Here is a 23,252-nt window from a genome sequence, read left to right as displayed (position 1 = left end):
CTAGGAAGAGAGGTTTTCATTTTTGTTTGTGGGATTGTCCTGTGATTGACTGTCGTATGAATTTAATTTGAACAACAAATCAGCCCGGACACTACCTCAAGGAAGTTAGTGTGGAATAATTTTTGATTTCTACAAGCCGGCTATGACGCACTTAAAACCTGTTTAAGAGTGTTTATTAATTCCTGAATAGTGTATGGTTTGGATAAAAATGCTTGGACATTAATATTTTTAGCGTCTAAAAGCTGTTGGTTAGATCTGAGTCCGCTGATGACAATAATTTTGACAGAGGGATTAATTTGTTGAAGAACGCGAATAGCTTGTAATCCATCTAAAGAAGGGATTTGTATATCCATTAGCACCACACTAATTTCAGTTTTATGTTGGGCGTAGAGTAATAACGCCTCAATACCATCACTGGCAATCATCACTCTATAGTTGAACTCTTTTAGTGAAGTTTTGGCAACATCCTGAATAAATACTTCGTCATCCACAACCAAAATTAATTCGCCATTTCCTCTAGCTAATATTTGTGAGTCATCAGCTTCTTCTGTTGCCGATGTGTCAATGGCACTCAAGTACACCTGAAATTGGCTGCCGATTCCTAACTCGCTATGGACTTTGATAAAACCACTGTGATTTTTGATTATACCAATAACAGTTGAAAGTCCTAATCCCGTGCCTTTGCCTAGCTCTTTGGTGGTGAAAAAGGGGTCAAAAATTCGCTCTAATAACTCTTGTGGGATACCACATCCTGTATCAGACACAGTGATAACCACGTATTCACCAACTTTTGCCTCCAGATTCATCCTGGCATGGCTGGCATCAACGTGGAAATTATCGGCAGAAATAGTGAGAGTACCGCTATCAGGCATGGCATCAAGAGCATTTACACACAGGTTCATCAACACCTGATGTATTTGCGTGGGATCTGCCAAGATTGTAGAAAGATTTGCTGTTGCTAGATCAATGCAGATTTCAATTGATTTGGGAAATGTACTTTTGATCACCTGCTCAATTTCTTTGAGCAAGTGTCTTGGTTGTAGAGGAACGCGCTTACCTTCTGCTCCCCGTGCAAAGGCTGTAATTTGCTTGACTAGTTGGGCACCACGTTTAGAGTTTATTTCTAGGATTTTCAGTAGTCGCTGATTTTGCTCATTAATATTGGGAAACTTAAGTGGTAGCAGTTGAGCAACTGCCAGCATGGGTGTCAGTATGTTGTTTAAGTCATGGGCAATACCGCTTGCTAGGGTACCCAAGCTTTCTAAACGTTGTGCCCGATAAAACTGTTGCTCAATTTGTTTTTTATCAGTGATGTCGGTATTGACGACTAGAATTTTTTGGGGGTTTCCAGATTCATCGCGTAATAGAGTCCAACGTCCTGCCACGATGATTTTCCTGCCTGATCTGGTAACTTTACGAATCTCACCACGCCATTCGCCCTGCTCAAGCACCGTTTGGATAATTTCTGCGATCTGAGCGGCATCCTCCTGCCACAGTTCATTGGCTTTCTGACCCACTGCTTCTGATGCCAAATAGCCATACATCTGCTCAGCACCCTGATTCCAGTAAAGAATGTGGTGGTTTAAGTCGCGTACAAAAATCGCGTCGGAGACAATGTCCAACAGTTTTGCTTGCTCGCGGATTTTTTGTTCCGCTAGTTTGCGATCGGCTAGTTCAGTTTGGAGGTGGTGATACAGCTCAGCTTGTTGAATGGCAATGCTAACCTGGGTGGACAGGCGTCGCAGCATTGCAATTTCGCCAGGTTGCCATTGATGGGGAGCAGAACAATGCTGGGCAATTAATAACCCCCAAAGATTCTCTTCCTGCAAAATTGGCACGACCAGGTTAGCTTTCACCTGAAATGATTTTAGTAACTCAATGTAACAGGGTTTGAGATCTGCGCGATCGATGTCATCCATCGTGGTAATGCGCCCCTGCCGATATGGTTCGATGTAGCGATCGCTAAAACACGGATCGAAAATGGTAGTAGATAAAATGGGTGTCCACTCTGCCCCAACTGATTCTTTAATTACGTCTCCTTGCCAGTCGGGGCGAAAACGAAAAATAATGACGCGATCCGTGTTGAGAAATTGCCTCACCCGTTGAACAGTGCTGGACAACACCTCATTGAGATCGAGCGATCGCCGAATATCCTGAGCAATATCACTAAGCAAATGTTCTTGTCGAATTTGTTGCTTTAATGTAAATTCAGCTTGTTTGCGAGCGCTAACATCCTCTGTAATTCCCATCAGCGATACAAAAACACCATCCTCTCCCAGTTCGGAGATGATGTGGGAAATGAAGTGTTTGTCAGCTATGCTATATTCTACCTGCGTCACCTCTTTGCTGGCGATCGCTTGATGACATGCTGCCTCAAACATATCACAGACATCTGCGGGTAATCCCAACTCTCGTCCAGTCTTGCCCAAAAATTGCTGTGTGGTGATGCCGAATTCATCCATCACTGAGGAACTGATATACATATGGCGCAGGTCGCGATCCAGCTGGAAAATTACATTAGGTGAGTTCTCCACCAAGGTAGAGAATTGCTGTTCCCGACGATGTAAATCTTCTGCCAGTTGCTTGCTTTGCGTGATATCTTGAAAAACACAAATAAAATATTCTGGTTCACCAGATGCTTTGCGAACTAGGGAGACGGTCAGATTAATCCAGACTTGCTTATTATCTTGACAAATATAACGTTTCTCTACGGAATAAGTTTGAATTTTACCAACCAACATCTGGCGAACATCATCCAAATCGATATTTAGATCAGCCGGATGTGTGATGCCCTGCAATCTTTGCCTTAGTAATTTCTCGCGAGTATAACCCACCAGATCGCAAAGTCTCTGGTTCACCAGCAACAATTTTCCATCTAATCCTACATGGGCGATACCAACAGCTGCTTGGTTGAATGTAGCCGCAAAACGTGCTTCGCTCTCTTCTAACTGCCTACTCAGGCGAGTGTTTTCTAGTACATTTTGAATAGCAACATCTAAACGAGTTGATGTTGTATTTCTTTTAACTAAGTAATCGGCAGCACCACTTTTCATTGCTTGTACTGCTATCTGTTCATTACCCTGACCCGTTAGTATGATAACAGGAAGGTTTGTTTTTCCTAACAGAGTCTTTAATTCGTTAAGCAACTCCAGTCCATCTTTATCTGGTAGCAGATAATCAAGCAAAATCACATCGGGAAATTGCTGCCTACACAGTTCCAACGCCTGTTTCCCTGTCTCCGCTTCTAAAATCCTGTATGTCTGTTGTTTATCCCGCAGTAGGTAGCGGCGATAAGTTTCTCGGTCTTCCAAGCAATCATCGACAATAAGTACTAACTTGGTAACTATAGTCACTTTCCCCCCCCGAAATGTACCCAGGAAAACTGACAAAATCAACTAACGTTCAAGGATAGCTTTCAAGGATTGCGTCAAGACTTCAATTCATTTAGGTTAGCAGACTTTTGTTCTTTCAATTTTTAATTATCTTTGCCACTGACAAAACTCAATTCCCTTGTGGGCGGAGTTTTTATTCAGAAATAAACCCGACACTGTAGCTTTAAGAAGCCAGTATCGGGTTGAATTTAGATAAACAATAAAATTCAGGTCTGAAGTCCTGAGTACGAAATTAATCATCAGGATGTTGAGCGATCGCTACTGCTAGTTCTCGATAGCGGCGTGGATCGCCTTCTGCAAATGTTTGCCGTTCTTGTCCCTTGCGTCCGTACAAGCCTTCCATAATCTTCTGCCAGTCCATAGAGGACAATGGTGAGGGGCGATCGTCGGTTTGCGGTTGAACGGTAGCTGTCGGTACCTTGAGGTTTTGTTGTGCCATCAAGATACGGGCACGTACTGCCCAACTGTCATCTTTGACGGCAATTTGCTCAAGCTGTGACTCGATTTGCGATCGCCATTCTGGATAAGTCACAGCAACTGCATCGGCAAGAAACTGTAAGCCAACAACGGCTGAATAGCGTACCACCCACTCGTCGTCTTCCTGTGCCACAAATAGCAGGGCTTCCATCGCTTCTGCTTGGGCAATTTCCAAGAGATCGTCGGGGAACCAGTGCCACTTCATCATTCCTAAACCCCTAGCGGCTGCACGCCGGACACTGAGGGCAAAGTCAGCGGTGGCTGCTCCCAACAAGGTAACTAATCCTCTGGGATCACCAATTCCTGCTAAGGCACGAATTGCCCAAGATCTGGCGGTGTAGTTATGCAGATCTAGTAGCTCTAAAAGCGCTGGTACTGCGGGTTCGCCAATTTTGATTAGCCCATCAACAGCCGCGACTGCTGCACCCGGATTGTTATAGCTCAAAGAGGCAATTAATGTGGGAATAGCTCCTTCTAAACCCGATGCTGCTAAGTTTTTTACAGCTTCTTGCAAAAGGAGAGAAGAATCTGCGTCTTCTACTGCACGAATTAGAGTGTTAAGGTAATCAGCCATGAGGGAGAAGAGACACAATAAGTTCTACCTTTTACATTTTCCCTCTTTCTGCTACAATAACGCATCCATTAATTGCATAACTTTTATTGCTCCTGGCGATAAATCCGGTGGTGTCGCCTGTTGCAATTGCTTTTCTAGTAAACCTTTGAGGGATATCAGCTTGAGGCTGTTTTCTGCGAGAGTTTCGGCGATCGCCTCGGCAGCTGGTAAATATCCAATCGCCCCCAAATCTGATAAAACGGCTCGACGTAGTTGCAAATCATCGTTACCAAGTGCTTGGATCAGGCGATCGCCATACTGATCGCATACTTCTTCAGAACTTAGCTGATACATTGCCCGGGCGGCAGCAAACTGAATCCGGGGAATGAAGTGATCTAAAAATTGCTCAATCACAGGAATGGCATCAATTGCCCCTAAGGTTCCCAAGGCTTCGATAATGGCATCAAAAGGTTGGGCTAACTGTGGCGGTTCTGGTGCTGGTAGGGTTCCAGGAATTTGATTATTGAGTAACTCGATTAATCTGCCAATACAGGACGAATCTCCTAACATTTCCAGAGATTGTGCTGCTGCTTCCCGCACGTAAAAATCCGAACATTCCAGCGCTCGTACTAATGCCGGCACTGCCCGTTTTTCCCCTAGTTTGCCTAATGCTCTGGCTGCGTTTCTGCGTAGAGGATAACCACCAGCATTAGTGCGATCGTCTTCGTCTTCTAATGCCGCAATTAATACATCAATAGCTTCTGGAGCATCCACCCGAAAGCGCCCTAACCACCAGGCTGCATACACTCGCAATCCCAAATCTTCACCTTGGAGATTAGCGATCGCCTGTTCCACAGTTAATTGGCTATCATCCTGAATATTAGCTTTGTTTTCCATAGAAAATCGAGGCAGCGAGATTAGGGGGATGAGGAGACTGTTGACGGTTGACTGTTGACTGTGGCCTGTTGCCTCTTTACAAATGACAAATTACAAATGACAAATGACCAAAAAAAACAATACCCGGAGAGGTAAACAATCACTAACTTCTGTCAGTCATTGTACACCCCTCCGGGTCAAACCATCTAATTAGCTTAATGCGTTGATGGCGTAGTCAATGTAGGAGTTAGCTTCAACAGCAGGATCACCGCTCAAACCGTGGTTAGCTTTGACATACTTCAAAGCTTCAACATACCAGCTGGGAGATAGATCAAAGGTGCGGTTGATTTCAGCGATACCACCGATGAGGTAGTCATCCAATGGGCCTGTACCACCAACAACTAGGCAGTAAGTAACCATGCGGAGGTAGTAGCCGATGTCACGAACGCACTTGTCTTTGCCTGTTTGAGTAGAAGCAAAGTTGGGGCCAGTTTGGCTGGTGGTGTAGGGGAATTTGCTGTATACAGCATTAGCAGCACCAGAAGCTAGGCTAGAAGCTTTGGAACTTAGTGCTTTTGCAGCTTCCAGGCTGGCTTTAGCTTGGCGGAAACGACCAAATGCGGTTTGGATTTCGGTGGAGCTTAAGAAGCGTCCTTGGGAATCAGCAGCAGCTACTGCTTCGGTCAAAGGGGTTTTCATGTCAGATTTTCTCCCAATATCTTGTTTGATGAAAGAGCTTTTAGCAATTGTTGTTAGCTATCTGAGGCTGATAGAAAAAACTGATGATTCTTTGGTTAACCAACCGCAGAAGCAGCTTTATCAAAATAGCTGGACACTTCAGACATTAAGCTGGCACAGTCGCCTCTGGTTACACCGTTGGTGTCACCAGCAATAGCGAGAGCAGCTTCTTTCATCTTGCCAACGCCAACTGCTACGGAACTACCAGGGGTTCCTAGAGCCAAGTAGGTTTCTTTCAAACCGTTGAGGCAGCGATCGTCTAGGATGCTGGAATCGCCAGCGAAGATAGCGTAGGTGATGTAGCGTAAGATGATTTCCATGTCACGCAAACAAGCAGCCATACGACGGCTGGTGTAAGCATTACCACCAGGAGCGATCAACTGGGGCTGTTCTGCAAACAGAGAACGAGCTGCATTAGCAACGATTGTGGAGGAATTGCTGGTAATACGGTTGACAACGTCCATACGCTTGTTGCCATCAGCAACCATAGCGCTCAGGGCATCAATTTGAGAACCACTTAGATATTCACCGCGTGCGTCAGCTTGGGAAACTACTTTTGCAAATGCGTCAAACATACACTCAATGTCCTAATTCGTTTAGTCGAGTATGGCTTGGATTAGGTTACAACCCAGTTTGATTTGGCTCGGCAACAAAGCTGCCCCTATAGCCCGATCAACTCAAAGCAGTAGGTTGAATAACTGCTGAAACCTTTCCGATTCTTTCCCTCAGGAAACTTTGGAAGATTTTATATTTCTTCAACAATTGAAGAGCCTGTCTCATGTCAGATGAATGGCTAACCGGTCATCTGCCCTGTTCATCTCTTCTTTGTTGTTTATACTATATCGTTGGATCGGTTGTTTATTACAAATTGTCAAGTTGATGATGTCATAACTTGAAACCCTTGTTTACCAAGCTTTTTGTGCCGATTACCATTCATCTTTTTTCTTAACATTTCTTAATCAAGACTCATTTGTATGTACTTTCTCTAGCGGTAGCGTAGCCAGATCTTCTTGATTTACAGCCCAACACAAAATGATTACCATGTGAATAAATATTAACAAACTGAGTATTGCTGGCTTCAGGTGTTAATAGTCATTGGTCATTTGTCATTGGTCATTTGTCATTGGTCATTTGTCATTTGTCATTTGTCATTGGTCAAGCTGAAGTATGAAGTATGAAATTACCCCACCCATAAAGGGATGGGGCGAGAATTAAGGAAAAACTTATTTTTTTTTGCCCACAATTCCACTCGGCTCCTACTTCAATCACTTCATCCTTCATCCTTCATCCTTTCTTTTGTCAACAGTCAACAGTCAACTGTCAACAGTCACCTAAGTAGTTCACTTAACCATTGCTAGCTTTCTTTCCAAATCGAACAAAAAGCCGTGGATATATTCTTCTGTCCACTCAGCACCGTAAAAACGGGTGAACATTCCCCTTGCTGGGTCTTTTTCTGCACGGTAGCCCAGATAACGCAGTTGAGCTTGCTCAATTTCTGCTAAATACTGGGAGTCGGTTACTGGTTCGGCTTGGTCAACAAAATCCAGGTATGCTTGCAGATAATCCTTAAAGGCTGCAAAGACATGGGTTTCCACTACTTCAGTTTGCTGGGGGCGCGTCCAAAGAAAGGCTGGTGAGAAAAAGGGCTGGGCTTCTTCGGGAAAGTCGCCTCCCCAAGGTAGATGCTGTTGATGTGACTGGAAAATTGGCAAAATGGGCTGGGTATACTTCGCCTGATATCCCAAATTATCCCGAAATAAGGGTTGCATATCGAGGGCGATTAAGTGCCCTCCTGGCAAAGTAACCAAATCTGCGCCAAAGAAGGGCAAATCGTAATTCAGGTGGGGAAAAATCACGAAATTTAACACCTGAAGTGAGTTACCCCCCTGGACATGGGCGGCGCGAATTTGCCGGAGTTTGCTAGTTTGATAGGCGTGGCTAGTCGTTAATACTTCTTCTTGGTGTTTACCTTTACCCACTGTTGCTTGCTTCGACTCAAACCCAGCGGGAATTGGATAAGGCTGCACATTCAAACGTTTCTGCAAAAGCGCGATCGCGTAATCTAAAAATGGCTGATAGAGAGTCATGGCAAATTAAAATTTCTCAGGACTTACGCAACTGGCATGTATATCTTCTGTGATGGTAGTCCGATTATTTTTTAGCTGCACTAGCGGCTAATGGCACAGCGTCCTCAAATAAAAATTCATGCAAAAACCGCTCTGACCATTCATGTCCAAAATAGCTACTGAACAAACCAGATGCTGGATCGCGATCGGCACTATATTGATCGTAATCTTTTTGGGCTTTGACAATCCGTTGAATATCTGACTGGTCGATCAAAGGTTCGGCTTCGCCTAGCATCTGCCAGTACAAATTCAAATAATCTTTAAATGCCTCAAATACCCGCGTTTTCACGGTTTCTGCATCGGTTTTGGCAAACAACAGATATTTTGAAAAGTACTGGTTAGCGTCGTAAAATTTCATTTCCAGGCCTTGCGCCAAGTCTGGATATTTATCATGCAATGTCTGCAATGGGTGGATATACTTACGCAGATAAGCTTCGTCTTGAAATAAAGGCTGAAAATCCATCACAATCAGGTTTTTCACCTGACCGAAAGACAGAAAGTCAATGCCAAGTAAGGGCAAATCATAGTTATGACTGGGATAAATCACACTATTAAAGATCTGGGCACTTGCGCCTGCATCAATGTATGTATAGCGGATTTTGCGAAACTCAGGGCATTGATAGCACCAGCTCTGAATTGTAGCGGGGTTTCTGCCGCGATCGCTCACCTGATACTCCAGTCCTGCTGGAATTGGGCGACTCTCCAATGTAAACCGTTGCAAAAGCGATTGTTCCAGATGCTCAAGGAAGCACTTATACATAAAATTTAGAGACTAATTTGCCTTAATCCCAGAGAATAGGGGATTAAGAGATACGCCGTCTCGAATATGTTAAACAAAGTAACGATCCTTAACGTTATCAATATCAATGAATTTTAGATCTTCGTGTGCGATCGCCCATCGGTGAGAAATTAAAACAAACTTACTTCTGTCAATGAGAAATTATGCTGAAAATTGAGGTAAATGGAGGTATTGTAGGAAGAAGGTCGCATGTTCATTCGCCTTCTCCCGAATGCCAATTTTTTCCCGATATCGCTAGCGCTCAGTTAACTTTGTCGGTGTGGTTAACCAATAGCCCACAATTGCGATCGCAATTGTGATTATGGACGCTACAACATTTGGATAAATCGAGATTCCAGCTAACTCAGGTTCACGGATATTGCCCAAAACCGGATCATTAAGAAAACCATAGGACGTTCCCGGCCAAAATCCGGCAGCAATCAGCCCAATCCAGAACGCAGAACTGAGAAATGCAGCGATCCCCATTGAAAAGCGATCGCTCGTCGGACGCACCTTCAAAATTGCTAAGGCTGCACTTCCGAGGGATACAGCCGCAAAGAATGACATGGCACAGTGGAGCTTGGCGTGAGGCAACCAGGCAGGGTTGTTCATGTGACCGTTTGCCAATAAAACTGCATCAACTCCAATCGGAATAGTCACGGTTGAAATCGCAGCAGCAACAAGCAGCCATTTAGCGAGTTTTTCTCGATGCATATTGGTATATTTTGGTTCAATTATTAGGGTCAGGAAACGAAGTGAAGCCTACCTAAACCGTCTAACTTACTCACAAAGTGTACTTTATTTATGGGATGGAATATAGGTGTTTCTTGCGAAATTTAGGGAATAACTGAGGTTATTCTTGCTATTGTGCGCTCAAAAGGAAAGTTCTAGATTGCAGAATCAACTAAAGTTGTGGCACATTATGGCAACTTTTTACTTAGCAACGCCCCTGGCGTAACTCCAAAATGCTTCTTGAATTGTCTGGCAAAGCGGCTTTGATCAGTACAGCCAACGAGCAGAGAAATTTCTGCAATATTGTGTTTCCCTTGCTGCAATAGTTCTTTTGCTTTTTCCATGCGCTGTTGAAGCACGTATTGATAAGGCGCGATACCTAGCGACTGCTTAAACAATCGGCAAAAATGATACTGGCTCATACCCACAATTGCTGCCAATTCAGCTAAATGAAGCGGTCTATCCAAATAGTTGTGAATGTAATCCAACACAGGCTGAAACCTATGCAGAGGAAAACTTTTGGTAATATGCTGAATTTTGGGTTGGAGCGTACAGTATTGTCTCAGCAGGTGAATAACCAATACTTGCATCAGTGATTCTGTGTAAAGTAATCCGCCCATGCCACCTGTGTCAAGCTCTAGCTGAAACAAGCGAGCGATCGCGTCAATATGTGGATCTCGCGCACTGATCGTACTGCGCAATTCAACATGGCTGGCATCCAATCCACTTACTTGTGCCGCTGTTCGACTGAGAAACAGTGGATCAATTATAAACATTAGTGATTCATCAGTGCTATCCCATGCCCAAAGCCCTGATGTCTTAGCAGCACAGATCCAGAAATCTCCTTTGATTTGAGATTTTTCCGATTCCTGCTCACCGATACGAGTCATTTTTTGTTGATTACCATCGCTTAACAGAAGGCAAAGCAGATGATGGTTGCATCCTGGGAAGTCAAGCTCAGTCGGTTCTGAGATATGGTGATCGACGGTCAATCCAGATAATTGAAGGGTGCGGCGCTGAGAAATCCATGTTTCTTTCATGGGAGTCTATTGAGTTCAGGAGGATGCTCTAGATAAATTGTGTTGCACCATTTGTGCTAAATTCGCCTCAGTTAAATAGCGTCGTTCAGAACAATAGGTCATCAAATATACACCATTCAGCATCCGCACTGTGCTGACACGCACCCGAAAATCATCGGTCATGAACCAGCAGCGTTCCTGACCTTGGTTGGTTTCATATTCGGTATCGATGGTTAAAATGCCGTCTTGACCAAACCAGTAACGACTAACTACCGGAATTCTTTCCACATAGCCTTGGTTGCGGAGCAATTTTCCCGATCGCCCCGTTTCATCATCTGGTACATCAATTAATACAGCGGCATGATCCGGATTCGGTTCGCGATCGTCGTCGTGTTCTTGCCACATAAAGCTAGCACCTCCCTGAGCACGAGCTGGATCAATACCTTGCGGTTCGCAGATTGCTTTCACCCGTGGATCATCGAGTGTCAGCACACCCACATAAAGCTTTGATTCTCCCGACTGATCCGCCACCATATCAAAGTGATGTACTGTGCGCTCGGTAAACCAGACTCCTTCACTCTTACGGAAAAAGTCCATCATCGTCATCGGTGGTACAAACGGCATAACTGATCCTCAAATAAAACAGAGGCTGGAAAACGCCTAACTCTAATGATTGTAGATATATCGCGGTACAATACCCCTAAAATAATCTCACGATTTCAACCCATGATCAGCAGGGAGACTTACAAGACACCCCAAGACGTTTTGGCTGTCCTCAAGGCAGGATTTGCTCTAACTCAGGAAGATTTATACCAATTAAACCTCAGTGGTTTAGAACTGCAAAGAGCCAATTTGCATAAAGCTACTTTGATTCGAGCGAATCTCAGCAAAGCGGATCTGAGTGCAGCTGATCTCAGTGGTGCTGATTTACGGGGAGCCGATCTCAGTCAAGCCATTTTCAGGCATGCCAATTTACAAGCAGCTTGTTTGTACCGAGTCGATCTCAGTGGCGCAGATTTACAGGGAGCTATTTTAACCGACACCAAGCTGCAAGGAGCAAAATATGATAGTCAAACTTTGTTTCCTGAAGGCTTTAATTATAAATCTTCTGGGGCAATTGGCCCAAATGCCTATTTGAATGGTGCCCAGCTAAATACAGCCAACTTGCGTCATGCTGATTTACAGGGTGCAAGTATGTTGGGAGCTTATTTAGGGGGAGCCGATCTAACTCGTGCTAATCTTCAGAGGGCGAGGTTAAGTCAGGCTGACTTGCGCAAAGCCTGGTTACCTGGGGTATCTTTACGCCATGCTCGGTTGAATGGAGCTAACTTAGCAGGAGCAGATTTACGAGCAGCAGACTTGACTGGCGTTGAGTTTGAGTCATTAGAAAGCATTGCCGGAGCAGATTTTACCCATGTTCAGGGACTGAGTGAGGAAATGCGATCGCGCCTCCTCAGCCAACCTGCACAAGAGCTAGATACACCTCATGCTTTAACCCGTCGCACTACACGCGCCAGCCTGGAAAGTATACGTGTATGAGAATGGAAGAAGACAAGGATGACAAGGAGGATAAATGACTATTGTCTATTGCCTTCTTGCCAAATGACCAATGACCAATGACAAATGACAATTAAGATTTAGTAGCTGTCCAATCTTTTTTCAGCAATGCCAAAAAGGTCGCAATTCCTTTAGAAAATCCTTGGGGGTCGGGCATAAAATACTGCGGAAATTCTTCATACGGCCGCCACGGCTCTGAGGAATTATGCCGCAGGTACAAAACGCGATCGTCCCCTTCCATTTTCCAGAGCATTTGACCGCCTGTGGGAATTTCAGCCATGTGTTTCTCCTATAGTGCAAACAAAAATACTCAGTAACAGTTTGCTCTTTACAGATTCTGCCAGTCTAAATATTAATTTCTGTCAACATTGCTACAATACCCCTAGACTATTGTGATGAATTGCTGTAAGAGCATGGATACATTATAGGTGTCGATGACTCAGTTAGGTATGACTCCAAGAAATAGTTTTCTTCTCCACCAGGCGATGGAGTCAGTTGTCAGTTGTCAATTTTAACAAGGCAATAGGCAATAGTTATTTCTCCTCTGCCCCCGGTCGCCGAGAGGAGTCGTACCCTACGGGAAGCAAGCTACGCGGAGCGTCTCGTCCCTTGCGCGTCTCCCCTTGGGAAAAGAGAGGCGCTGCCCCCTCAATACCCTTGCCTCTCAAGAAATTAAATTTTCCATTGCCGCCCCGACTACCCGATGATTGGCATCCTGTCTCAGTTGTGCCAGGGCTTCTTTGGCTTCAGGAGTATTAAAGTGCTTGAGGGCATAAGCAACTCGTACCCGGATATATTCATACTCAGAATTTTTTAGGTTCAGGAGTTGAGATAAAGCCGCCCCAGATTGACGGGAAGTCCCTAACCACCCCAGGCCATCTACGGATGCTTCTTGCACTGCTGCATCATCACCTTCTAGCCCCAGCAGACAAACCTCTAGCACTTCTTCAGGGCAATCCATTTCTACCAAGGCTGCTAAAATACTGCGACGTACCAACCAGTGATCGTCTCGCAAAAATGTCTGCACCAGATGAGAGGCGGAAATTCTGCCGAACAAGGACAGGGAATTAGACGCTTCTGCGCGGACATTAGGCGTGTTATCAAACTTTATAATTTGCAGTAGGGCAGCAAAGGATTCGGATGTTTTTTGTTTGCCCAATTCTCTAGCCACAAAGGTTCGCACCAGAAACTCTGGGTCTTGGATATGGCGGTTGAGTAAAGGAACGGCCACATCGGCCGGATAATCTTGCAGGGCAGAGATTGCCTTCAGGCGGTATTGAAAATCTGAGTTTTGCAGATCGGTTTCGATTTGACTGAGATCCATAGAATTGACACGCTGAAATTACGTTACAGCCCTTCAGGAATGGGAAAGCTTTCTCCTTTTAGGTAAGCCGCAAAGTGCTGCTTAAAGTACAGTGTACTGGTCATATTTGGTTCTTCACTCTCGTCAGGAGTAAATTCATAAATGGGTACTTGTTCGCGAATCAGCTTAATCAAGTTGGGATGGAGTTGTTCAAAGGATTCAACCCGAGTCGTGGTTGTCTCAAATCGTAAGCGGGCTGGATGACCATAACCTAATTTCATCCAGGGTAACCAGGGACAGTCTCGCGCCCAGGTAGCTGGCGGAAGATCCTTCACCCCAGGTCGGCAAATGTGGCTGGTAAAGTACTCTGTCCCATTAAAGGTTTCACCGGGACAATAATCTTGGTATTTGGGATCACCCGCTAATGGATGAGGATAGGTTAGGGGAATTTCTACAACAGAGCTAACATAGTCTTGCCCTTGGGGAATCACCGTCATCTTCGGTCGGACAGTCCCCTGCACTATGCGATTGGCAATATGCACGATCGCAACCGCCGGACGGGTTGCATCAGGCTGCCATGTATGCAAAATTTCTTGAGTCTGCGGATCGCAAAATAAACCTAACTCCCGATTGATCCGGTAACCCACCTGCTCAAATTCAGAATCGGGACGAATGAAAACCTTGGTTGCATTCATGCCAATAATCGAGAATAATTTCTCAGATTGGCCATACTCTGTCTCCTGCCACCAGACTTCCCCTTCCCAGCGATAATAAAGCTGCTGACCATGATACTTCCTATAGAAATCAAGGTTATTAACTGTGTAGTCTTCTAAATTGTTCATACTTTCCCTGTTAAGTTTCTCAACAAGTTACCACTACAGTGTTATTGATAACGTAATTTGCTAATTATCTGGTTATCACGACAAATCAATCATAGGGAGATAAAACAGACGAGCCATCCAGGGCAACGGTGAAATGACAAATGACAAATGACAAATGACAAATGACAATTAACCATGACTCAGCCACAATTGAGTGAAGCAGTTCGAGAACTGATTAATAAAGCCAGGATTGTCAGTTTTGCCACCTGGGACAATACTCACCCAGCAGCAGCGATTCAGCGCTTTCAGGCTGCTGATGATGAGGGACGGTATCTCACGGATGAAGACTTAGAGCAGATTGGGCAGGTTGTGCCCGCAAATACAGCACTCATTGCTGTAAGCCAGGGGCTACGCGATCGCGTCCATGAAATTGTCGATGAAGCCAGAAGCCAGGTATTGGCTACATTCCCCAACATCACCCAACCCGGTGGTGGACTCTACCCGTCAATGAGGGCAGATGCTTGTTGGCGTGATTTTTGGCACTTCCTACGCTGTATTACTTATGGTATTGCTGGACAGCATACCGACTATACAAGCACTGAGGGATTACATTATATGCAATTGTTGTATAAAGAATTGCAAGTACCTTTAGATGCAATGGTGGTGGGGTTAGAAGGTATAAAAGCTGCTAGTTTAAAGCGAGTCGAACCGGAACAGCAAGCAACCCTTGCGCCCTATTTCGATCGTTTAATTGAGCAATTAAAGCAATTTCGTTAATTTTTGCAGCGAATGCTTAGCGGCTTCGGCTACCAGCGGATGACTATCTTGCTGCAAATAATTCAGTGCGGCTTGAGTTTGGGAATCGGGAAGATTACCCAAAGCTTCTGCTAGGCGTTTTCGCAGCATCCAGTCATTTGCATTCACAAAAGTCAAAAGGCGAGCGATGCCTTCGGCAAGCCGCGATCGCGTCTGCGCATTTGCTCCTCGCAGTCGTAAGTCCCGCGATCGCATCTACCCAGATTTCCTTATATCCCCCGCAAACTACTCCTACTGCCAGACATTGGGATTTAGCAACCGCCCCGATACCCGCGTCTGGCCCAATCAGCTTTATAATAATTTATTAAAATAATTCAATATAGTCAGTTAGTATTTTGATAATTAGACTCACACATAAGACAAATTATTTAGCTTTCACTACCTGAATAGGTTGTTTTTCCTAAATTTTTTTATAAGTTATTTTTTCGGTTCTGAAAAATTTGCAATTTTATTAACTAAATCATTAATATGAGCTATTGTGTAAACTCTAATTGTTATAAACCTGAAAACCCTTATGGAACAAATTATTGTCAAACCTGTGGCTCAAAATTGCTCTTGAAAGACTGCTATCGTGCAATTAAATTAATCGGTTCAGGTGGATTTGGTAAAACATTTTTAGCTTTGGATGAGCGTAGTGGCGATAATTGTGTAATCAAGCAACTTTTACAACATCATCAAGGAAATGAAAAAATTAAGGAACTATTTGAGCTAGAAGCAAAGCAATTGAAAAAATTAGGTGATATTCACTCACAGATTCCCACCCTCTTTGATTACTTAGAGCAAGGTCTCGAAAAAGTGAATCAACCAGCCAGTAAAACAGAGCAAAAGTATTTATATTTAATACTGGAGTTGATTGAAGGACAGACTTTGCTGCAAGAGTTAGAACAAGGAGGAACTTTTAGCTCAAGACAAATTATAGAGTTTTTGCAGGAGTTTCTACCAATTCTCAAGTTTGTTCATGATTGCGATGTTATTCATCGGGACATTAAACCGGAGAATATTATGCGTAGAAACAGTGATAATAAATTAGTTTTAATCGATTTTGGAGCCGTTAAGGAGTCTACTCTAACTAAAGCAGGTAAAACAGGTACAGAAATATGTACAATCGGATATGCTTCAAGCGAGCAATTGAGAGGTAAAGTTTATCGAGCTAGCGATCTCTACAGCTTAGGTGCAACCTGTGTTCATTTATTGACGGGGATTCACCCTCTGGAACTATATGATGATGATAATTGCTTGAGGTGGCAAAAACATCTTAAAAAACCTATCAACAAACATTTGCAACAAGTTTTAGATAAGCTGCTGAAACAGGCTGCGAAAGAACGCTACCAGTCGGTCGATGAGGTACTACCAGAAGTGTTACCAAAAGCTGAATTGAGCTTATATAGCATTGAATTAACAGCTACAAAAATAGGTGAAAAGCTAACTCAAAACATTAATATTACAAACCCGATACCCGAAACTTTACTACAAGGTAGCTGGCATATAGTTCCACATCATAGCGATCTAAAATTCACGCCTAATAAAAATGTTTGGATATCTTTTACATCTACAAAATTTGCTGGTAACTCATTAAATAACAAAATTATTGTAGATACAAGCAAGCTAATGGCAGATAAAGTTTATCAACGACAAATTTCTTTACAGACAAATTCATATAAAGAAAACGAGATTTTAAATCTTAAAGTCAAGACTGCTCCTTTGCCTTATAAAATTACAAAAATTCCTATTTTTATTATTACTGCAATTATTATTGCATCTTTTTTTAGTATTATTGGTAGTTACATTATTGTAGAGTATTTACCTGTAGCTTTTAATTGGTTAAGTCCATTATTTAAAGGGCTAATATATTTTATAACATATGAGGGTAATTCGGCAGGTTTTCAAAGTGCTAATAATGTAGCGAAGCTGATATGGATATTGCTAAGTCCATTTATTTGTTTAATATATGCGGTCTTTCTTTTGTTCGGCCTTTTCATGTCCATACCTTTTGCTGCTATTGCTGCAATCCTCTATAGTGTTGGGCTACTAGGAGGAATAAATATTACAAATGAATTTAATGGATTGATTAATTATTGTAAAATTATTATATTATTTTTAATAAAAGGATGCGTTGGTATTTTCATTGAAATTTCATTTATTAGCATACCTATTTGGTTCCCAAATATATTGCAAACCACAATAGACATTGTAGTTAATATACGCAAAAATTTTATAGAAATAGTAGATAATATATCACGAGAAGGATTTACATTAAAAATAGCTTGGTCTGTTACACTGTTATCAAGTACTTTAGGTCTTAATCTTGGACTATGGTTTTTTATAAAATTAACTAATTCATTTTTTTTGGGAGTGATTATTGTCAATTTTGTTTTATTAGTATTTCTCCTTATATACTCACCACTAAATCGACTTAAAGCAATTTCTAAATATCGGCAATTAGAGCGTAAGAAATATTTGATTCAACCATAACTAGTTGTGCCGACCTTAATTATGTTGAGTTTTCGGTAAATTAAATCCTAGAATTACAAATTATGAATCAGTAATTAATTGTTAAAGCAATTTCGCTAATTGTTGCAGCGAATGCTTAGCGGCTTCGGCTACCAGCGGATGACTATCTTGCTGCAAATAATTCAGTGCGGCTTGAGTTTGGGAATCGGGAAGATTACCCAAAGCTTCTGCTAGGCGTTTTCGCAGCATCCAGTCATTTGCATTCACAAAAGTTAAAAGACGAGTAATAGCATCAATAGCCCCAATTTCACCCAAAGCCATAATTGCGGCTTCTTGTAGTAAGGGATAGTTGCTATCAAGAGCTTCTAGCAAAACTGCTTGAGCCTGAACATCCTTCAAATTTCCCAAAGCCACCGCCGCACTAAATTGCACTAACCAGCTGGTATCTTCGTAAAAAGCGCGACGCAGCGGTGCTACAGCCTGCTTATCCTCTAAATATCCTAACGCTCCTGCTGCCATAGCCCGCACGTTATAGTCCAAGTCTGATTCTAGTATATTCACTAGTATTTCTCGGTTTGCAGCAGTCTTTTTAATACCCAAAGAAAAGACAGCCATACCCCGAACCTGAACGTTGTGATCGTTGAGCGCTTGTTTGATGAGAGGATAAGCATCAGAGACAGGCATTGTCTCTTTTTGCAGTTCAATCATGGCTAAAATACGCTCGCTCACATTTGAGCTATTCAACTGTGTGGCAATTTGTTCTAGGCTGGGTTGGTTCATGGTGTGTATCAAATCACATTAACCCCACCCTATGAATAAATTCAGGGTGGGGAATTTTGCGATCGCTTAAGGAACTTCTATCGGAATTAAAGCATTTTCCGGCAGATAGCTGTCAAATCTGCCATCATCTGACAACACAAAAATCAGACGCAGTGGGTAATCGGGCGGAACTTGTAAATCTGCCCAGGGCACTGCTATTTCTAAACAAGTATTAAAAGCAACTTGAGCGCGGCTAAACCGGGGGTGCCATTGATAATTCTCTCCCGCTTCGCGAAACTGAATCGATTGTGTTAATAAGTTAATTTCCAGATGGTGGTGAAATAAGTAATTTAGTGGCGCGCCATCGGGCACTTCTGCCAAGGGAATTGGACTATTAAGCATGGTTTTTTCAGGATAGAACCATAGCAAGTTCAATTCTGATGGCAAACCTCGCCCTGGAAAAATGCCGCTTTTTAAGTCCATCCGCAAATAAAAATTGAGGTGATCTACCCCATACCAGAGTCGCTGAACGGGACTGCTGCTGTGCATTGTTCCCCTGGCTCCGCCTATTTCTAAGCGTCCGGCTTTGTCCCAGTCCTGTTCATCACCCTTACCATCAATAATCGGATGAATAAACCCTTGTGGGCTATGGTCTGCTTGGGCTGCATGTACCTCCAGTGGTTGTTTAAGATATGGGGGTACAGGTTCATTTAAGGCTTTGTAAATGCCATAGAGATGTTCCCGAAACAACTGGTCAAAAATTGCATCTTGATTTGAGGAATGTCCTTCGCCGAACCACCAGAACCAGTCGGAACCTTCAGCAGCGTACAATGCTTCCCATGCTTCTGGGTTATTTTCTTCTGTAGCTTCTGGGTGAGAGGCTAGGGTTTCTCTGGCTTGTGTCAGGTAGTCCCAAGCACGATTTTTCACAGGATCGCCAATCCAGGTGGTAAAACTACCATCTACCCAAGAACCGCTATGGAGTTGTTCGCCGGGGATAGTTGCTGTGGCAGGGAATTTTTCGAGAAATTCGGAGACAGTGACGAGTTTTAAGTGAGGTTCTAGCTCTAGACTTTGATATAGGGCTTCCAGGAAGGGTTTACCGTCTTGAGGATAAAATTCCCAGCAATTTTCGCCGTCTAAAGCAATGGTGACTAACCAAGGTTGTTCACTTTGCCGCTCTCTTTGCATTTTAGCGATCGCTTGCAGGTGTCCGACTAAGTTGGCGGCTGCTTGTTTTGCTGGCATTGCTCCGTAAGTGAAGCCAATCAAATCTGATAATCTATGATCGCGAAAGACAATTGCCAAATCACCTGCTCTTGTTTGTAGGCGGTAGGGTCGATAGAGTAATTCTGGTTCCTCTACATTCCCCGCCCCATCGCGATGGAAAAAGTGCTTAAGCGTCCATCCTAGGACAGCTTCATCTGAGCAAATCCACTTAAATCCTTGTTTTATAATATACGGTAATATCGCTGGACTAACTGACTGTTCGGAAGGCCATAAACCGCGTGGTTCCTGTCCAAAGCGGTCTGTATACAAATTCCAAGCTTTTTGCAAGTGACGGGGAATGTCTTCTGCCCACTGAAATCTTTGTTGTGGCAGATTCATGTGCGGTACAGCTACCCGACCGGCATTAGTATCAGCTAGTAAGGGCAAAATCGGGTGGGTGTAGGGAGTGGTTGTGACTTCTAGCTGCCCTGCTGCTTGCATTTTCCGGTGTTGGGGAATAATGCGGCTGAGGATTTCTCGTTGTTTGGAATAAATGCGCTGGCGATCGCTTAAAGTAAAATTTCGACCTTGTTTTAACCACCCGGCAATTTCTGGGTCATCCCAAAACAGTGGGTCAATCCACGCCAGATTGTGCCAAGCTAGCAAATCACTGTAATCTTGCTGTTGCCAATTTTCCAAACACCAAGGTTGACCGTATTCTTGCCTTTGATGATACAACTGGCTATAGCGGGGATGGGGATCAATCAGGGTGTGGTGATTGGCATCAAAAAAGTGTTGGACAATAAATTCCCGCTGTGGCTGAGTTAGTTGTTCGACTGGTGTCAAACTGGCGGTGAGATAAGGATCTAAAGCCGTACCCGCAATGTAATCTTCCAGTTGCAATATCAAAGAGGGAACCAGATTCACGGTTTGGTGTAACTTAGGATACTTTTCTAGGAGTAACACCAAATCTAGATAATCCTTGGTGCCATGCAACCTGACCCAAGGTAAGCGGTACTGTTGGCTGGAAGATAGCGAAACGCCGCTGTCAGGAGATTTGTACAGCGGCTGATGTTGATGCCAAATAAAGGCGACGTAAAGAGGTTGGGTCATAGGGAATGATGGGGTATTGGGCATGGGGCATGGGGGAGCCACTGCGTTGGACGGGTTTCCCGGCTTGAAGCAAGTGGCGTCATGGGGCATGGGGCATGGGACATGGGACATGGGGCAAAAGTCAAAACTCAGTTGTCCTCCTTGTCCCCCTCATCCCCCTAGTCCCTAGTCCCTAGCCTCTAGTCTCCTAGTCCCTACATAACTTGCTCAACTTCAGCAATTTCGGGAATCATTTCCCGCAGGCGGCGCTCAATACCCATTCTTAAGGTCATGGTAGAGCTAGGACAAGAACCACAGGCTCCTTGCAGCCGCAGTTTGACTACAGGCCCATCCAGTTCTACTACTTCGACGTTACCGCCATCAGATATCAGATAAGGGCGCATTTCATCCAATACTGTTTCCACGTTTTCAATTGTCAGTTCCATAGTTTTAGACCTGTAAATTAACTGAGGGCATGGGTAATTAGTCTATAGTGGAGCTAACGCACAACTAAAAAGCTAGTTCCCAACATTTTATTTCTTTTTGTTAAAACGATCCTAGATCTAATTGCAGCTAGTTGTTGGTTATTAGTAACCAGTTGTCTGTTTGTGATAACTTTTAAATATACCAAGGCTAAGTAATTGAAAATATGGCGTTGTATAATTACGGGATAATTGTGCGGAAAATAGCGCCAAAGCCCAAAATAAAATTGTTTTAATTTTTGATTTTTGATTTTTAATTTTTGTCGAGCAGTACTAGCAAAATTAATTCCCACAACCCTTGACTAACAGATGATATTTTGGAAATCGTTGTCACTAGTGGAAACAATTACCGGTTGTTGATACAGGGGTACTGTAAATGTGACTGTTGAGCCAAGTCCCTCACCCAGACTGTAAAAGTGTACCTCACCACCCATTGCCTCTACTAGCTTTTGTGAGATTGCCAATCCCAAACCTGTGCCTCCATATTGGCGGGTGCGAGAGCCATCAACTTGGGAAAATAATTGAAATAGTTTGTCTTGCTTGTCTAAAGATACACCAATACCAGTATCTGCTACGCGCACTCTCACCATACCGGGATATTGCTGTTCTTGAAATTTTGCCTTTTTAATGACGATATCGGCACTGATAGTAATACCACCTTCTTGGGTAAATTTAATTGCATTACCCACCAAATTGAGCATCACCTGAAGCAGCCGTTGGTAGTTACCTTGAACAATAATTTCATCTGATGTATTCGGTAATTGCATCTGGAAGCTCAAGTTTCTCATCTGGGCTTGAGGACGCATAAAATTGTCTACATCACTAAATAACTCAGCTAATTGGACTGGAGCGCAATCTAGCTCCATTTTGCCAGCTTCGATTTTGGCAATGTCCAAGATATCGTTGATGATATTCAGTAGGTGAATTGATAAGTGGTGAGCTTCTTTGAGAAACTGATCTTGTTCTTCTGGATCATCTGCCATACCCTCCAAAATCAGCTTCAAAAAACCAATCATGCCATTGAGGGGGGTACGAATTTCATGGGATACGTTAGCCAGAAACTCGCTTTTGAGACGGGAAGCATCTTCGGCTTTTTGCCGAGCTGCTTCCAGTTCTTTGTATAAAGTAGCATGAGCGATCGCTGTTCCCAGCTGATCTGCTACCTCTTTGGCTAGTTCGATTTCCGATTCTGTCAATGGGTAGCATTCATCTCGCAAACTCAAAGCTACCAATCCATTGGCTTGGTCTTGATAGGATGTGGCTACCACTAAAACTTTCTGTTGCGGACATAGTGTATTATGTCCTTCCATCACCATCGGTTCTAAAGTTGCCAAAGCTTGAGCAAAAGCAGGGTGAGAAGCTAGATCTATTTCTTGACTCAGTACGAGTGTGCTTTCTTGCTGGTGATACTGTGCTTTCACCTGCACTTTTGGGCAAGAAGGCTGGTAGGAACAAATAATACAGTGTTCTAGCCGCAGCACTTTCCCCAAACTATCAACTGTTTGTTGCCAAATAATGTCGAGATCCAGATTGCGGCGAATATTTTTGGTAATTCTAGTCACCAGTTTCTGGTGTTGCTGCGAGCGTTCAGCTAAATCTGTCTGTGTAGCTTTTGTCGCCATCGCATCGATTGTCGCGCTGTTGACTTTAGCTTGCACTAAGCGTCCCATGACCAAAACAGTTGTAGCAGCTTTACCCAACTTTGGCATAATCGGAGCGATCGCCAACTCCAACTCAAATAACTCCTGGCCATAACTAAACCAACACTGCAATTTTTCTGGCACTAAACTTGTCAAAATCTGCTGTACTCGTTCCAAATAGGCAACCTTATCCACTGGGAAAAAGGTCTGCTTATTATCGAACTCATCAACTATGTCATCAGGATTTAATCCCAGAACTTCACTGTGCTGCCAATAAAAAGTCAGGTAACGTCCTGACCCATCTTGTGTATATACCAACTCCGCTCCTTGAGTTGGTAGCATGTAATCAGTCTGAGTATTAATAGCTTTTCGATTCTGGGAGAATAAGTTCAGCAATTGAGAATTGGCAGTAATAGTCATTATCAAGTTGG

At 43.5% G+C, this 23,252-nt stretch carries 21 protein-coding genes; 3 read left to right on the top strand and 18 right to left on the bottom strand.

What is annotated here, in order from left to right:
* Positions 1-140: 140 nt before the first annotated feature.
* The 10 genes from AACU32_RS33230 to AACU32_RS33185 all read right to left on the bottom strand — a co-directional run bounded on the left by AACU32_RS33230 (position 141) and on the right by AACU32_RS33185 (position 11,315).
* Positions 141-3,353 (bottom strand): PAS domain S-box protein, encoded by a 3,213-nt coding sequence (locus AACU32_RS33230; RefSeq protein ID WP_339378486.1) that lies wholly within the window; start codon positions 3,351-3,353, stop codon positions 141-143.
* Positions 3,354-3,624: 271 nt separating this feature from the next.
* Entirely contained in the window at positions 3,625-4,443 is an 819-nt protein-coding gene (locus tag AACU32_RS33225) for a HEAT repeat domain-containing protein (protein ID WP_096606241.1), read from the bottom strand.
* Between the two features lie 51 nt (positions 4,444-4,494).
* Entirely contained in the window at positions 4,495-5,319 is an 825-nt protein-coding gene (locus tag AACU32_RS33220; protein WP_096606239.1) for a HEAT repeat domain-containing protein, read from the bottom strand.
* 189 nt (positions 5,320-5,508) lie between these two features.
* Complete coding sequence (gene cpcA, locus AACU32_RS33215) at positions 5,509-5,997, bottom strand: phycocyanin subunit alpha (RefSeq protein ID WP_096606237.1); 489 nt, start codon at positions 5,995-5,997, stop codon at positions 5,509-5,511.
* A gap of 95 nt (positions 5,998-6,092) precedes the next feature.
* Positions 6,093-6,611 (bottom strand): phycocyanin subunit beta, encoded by a 519-nt coding sequence (locus AACU32_RS33210; RefSeq protein WP_096606235.1) that lies wholly within the window; start codon positions 6,609-6,611, stop codon positions 6,093-6,095.
* A 765-nt stretch (positions 6,612-7,376) separates the two neighbouring features.
* Positions 7,377-8,123 carry a phycoerythrobilin:ferredoxin oxidoreductase gene (locus AACU32_RS33205; RefSeq protein ID WP_096606233.1) on the bottom strand — a complete coding sequence of 249 codons (747 nt, stop codon included), beginning with the start codon at positions 8,121-8,123 and terminating at the stop codon, positions 7,377-7,379.
* 64 nt (positions 8,124-8,187) lie between these two features.
* A complete protein-coding gene (locus tag AACU32_RS33200; RefSeq protein ID WP_096606231.1) occupies positions 8,188-8,922 on the bottom strand; it encodes a 15,16-dihydrobiliverdin:ferredoxin oxidoreductase in 735 nt (244 codons plus the stop codon).
* Positions 8,923-9,195: 273 nt separating this feature from the next.
* Positions 9,196-9,654, bottom strand: a complete 459-nt coding sequence (locus AACU32_RS33195; protein WP_096606229.1) for a hypothetical protein — start codon at positions 9,652-9,654, stop codon at positions 9,196-9,198.
* Positions 9,655-9,860: 206 nt separating this feature from the next.
* The gene (locus AACU32_RS33190; RefSeq protein WP_096606227.1) at positions 9,861-10,712 is read right to left on the bottom strand and encodes a helix-turn-helix domain-containing protein; all 852 of its coding nucleotides are present in this window, start codon (positions 10,710-10,712) and stop codon (positions 9,861-9,863) included.
* A 15-nt stretch (positions 10,713-10,727) separates the two neighbouring features.
* Positions 10,728-11,315 (bottom strand): phycobiliprotein lyase, encoded by a 588-nt coding sequence (locus tag AACU32_RS33185; protein ID WP_096606225.1) that lies wholly within the window; start codon positions 11,313-11,315, stop codon positions 10,728-10,730.
* Positions 11,316-11,417: 102 nt separating this feature from the next.
* Here AACU32_RS33185 and AACU32_RS33180 point away from each other — a divergent pair, with 102 nt between their 5' ends.
* Positions 11,418-12,230, top strand: a complete 813-nt coding sequence (locus tag AACU32_RS33180; RefSeq protein WP_096606223.1) for a pentapeptide repeat-containing protein — start codon at positions 11,418-11,420, stop codon at positions 12,228-12,230.
* A 91-nt stretch (positions 12,231-12,321) separates the two neighbouring features.
* Here the strand turns inward: AACU32_RS33180 and AACU32_RS33175 are convergent, their stop codons facing one another.
* From AACU32_RS33175 to AACU32_RS33165, 3 genes are all read right to left on the bottom strand, one after another.
* Positions 12,322-12,528 (bottom strand): hypothetical protein, encoded by a 207-nt coding sequence (locus AACU32_RS33175; protein WP_096606221.1) that lies wholly within the window; start codon positions 12,526-12,528, stop codon positions 12,322-12,324.
* 384 nt (positions 12,529-12,912) lie between these two features.
* Complete coding sequence (locus AACU32_RS33170) at positions 12,913-13,572, bottom strand: HEAT repeat domain-containing protein (protein ID WP_096606219.1); 660 nt, start codon at positions 13,570-13,572, stop codon at positions 12,913-12,915.
* A 23-nt stretch (positions 13,573-13,595) separates the two neighbouring features.
* Positions 13,596-14,393, bottom strand: coding sequence for a DUF1838 family protein (locus AACU32_RS33165; protein WP_096606217.1), 798 nt, complete (start codon positions 14,391-14,393; stop codon positions 13,596-13,598).
* 174 nt (positions 14,394-14,567) lie between these two features.
* On the opposite strand from AACU32_RS33165, the gene AACU32_RS33160 reads away from it, so the two are divergent.
* Positions 14,568-15,149, top strand: coding sequence for a phycobilisome protein (locus AACU32_RS33160; RefSeq protein WP_096606215.1), 582 nt, complete (start codon positions 14,568-14,570; stop codon positions 15,147-15,149).
* Here AACU32_RS33160 and AACU32_RS33155 read toward each other — a convergent pair.
* Positions 15,132-15,383: a hypothetical protein gene (locus AACU32_RS33155; RefSeq protein WP_096606213.1), complete on the bottom strand. Its 252-nt coding sequence runs from the start codon at positions 15,381-15,383 to the stop codon at positions 15,132-15,134. The two genes, AACU32_RS33160 and AACU32_RS33155, sit on opposite strands and share 18 nt — an antisense overlap.
* A 273-nt stretch (positions 15,384-15,656) precedes the next feature.
* Between AACU32_RS33155 and AACU32_RS33150 the strand changes: the two genes are divergently transcribed.
* Complete coding sequence (locus AACU32_RS33150; RefSeq protein ID WP_096606211.1) at positions 15,657-17,660, top strand: serine/threonine-protein kinase; 2,004 nt, start codon at positions 15,657-15,659, stop codon at positions 17,658-17,660.
* A gap of 81 nt (positions 17,661-17,741) precedes the next feature.
* Here the strand turns inward: AACU32_RS33150 and AACU32_RS33145 are convergent, their stop codons facing one another.
* The 4 genes from AACU32_RS33145 to AACU32_RS33130 form a co-directional block, all read right to left on the bottom strand.
* Entirely contained in the window at positions 17,742-18,419 is a 678-nt protein-coding gene (locus tag AACU32_RS33145) for a HEAT repeat domain-containing protein (protein ID WP_096606209.1), read from the bottom strand.
* Between the two features lie 66 nt (positions 18,420-18,485).
* On the bottom strand, positions 18,486-20,720 hold the full coding sequence (locus AACU32_RS33140) for a glycoside hydrolase (RefSeq protein WP_096606207.1): 2,235 nt from the start codon (positions 20,718-20,720) through the stop codon (positions 18,486-18,488).
* A 194-nt stretch (positions 20,721-20,914) separates the two neighbouring features.
* Complete coding sequence (locus tag AACU32_RS33135) at positions 20,915-21,145, bottom strand: NifU family protein (protein WP_096606205.1); 231 nt, start codon at positions 21,143-21,145, stop codon at positions 20,915-20,917.
* A gap of 338 nt (positions 21,146-21,483) precedes the next feature.
* Complete coding sequence (locus AACU32_RS33130; RefSeq protein WP_096606201.1) at positions 21,484-23,241, bottom strand: ATP-binding protein; 1,758 nt, start codon at positions 23,239-23,241, stop codon at positions 21,484-21,486.
* Positions 23,242-23,252 lie beyond the last annotated feature (11 nt).

It is taken from the genome of Calothrix sp. NIES-2100 (genome assembly GCF_963875285.1).
GTDB lineage: Bacteria > Cyanobacteriota > Cyanobacteriia > Cyanobacteriales > Nostocaceae > Aulosira.
The sequence above is the reverse complement of the archived record's forward strand: the minus strand, read 5'-3'. Positions and strand labels throughout refer to the sequence as shown.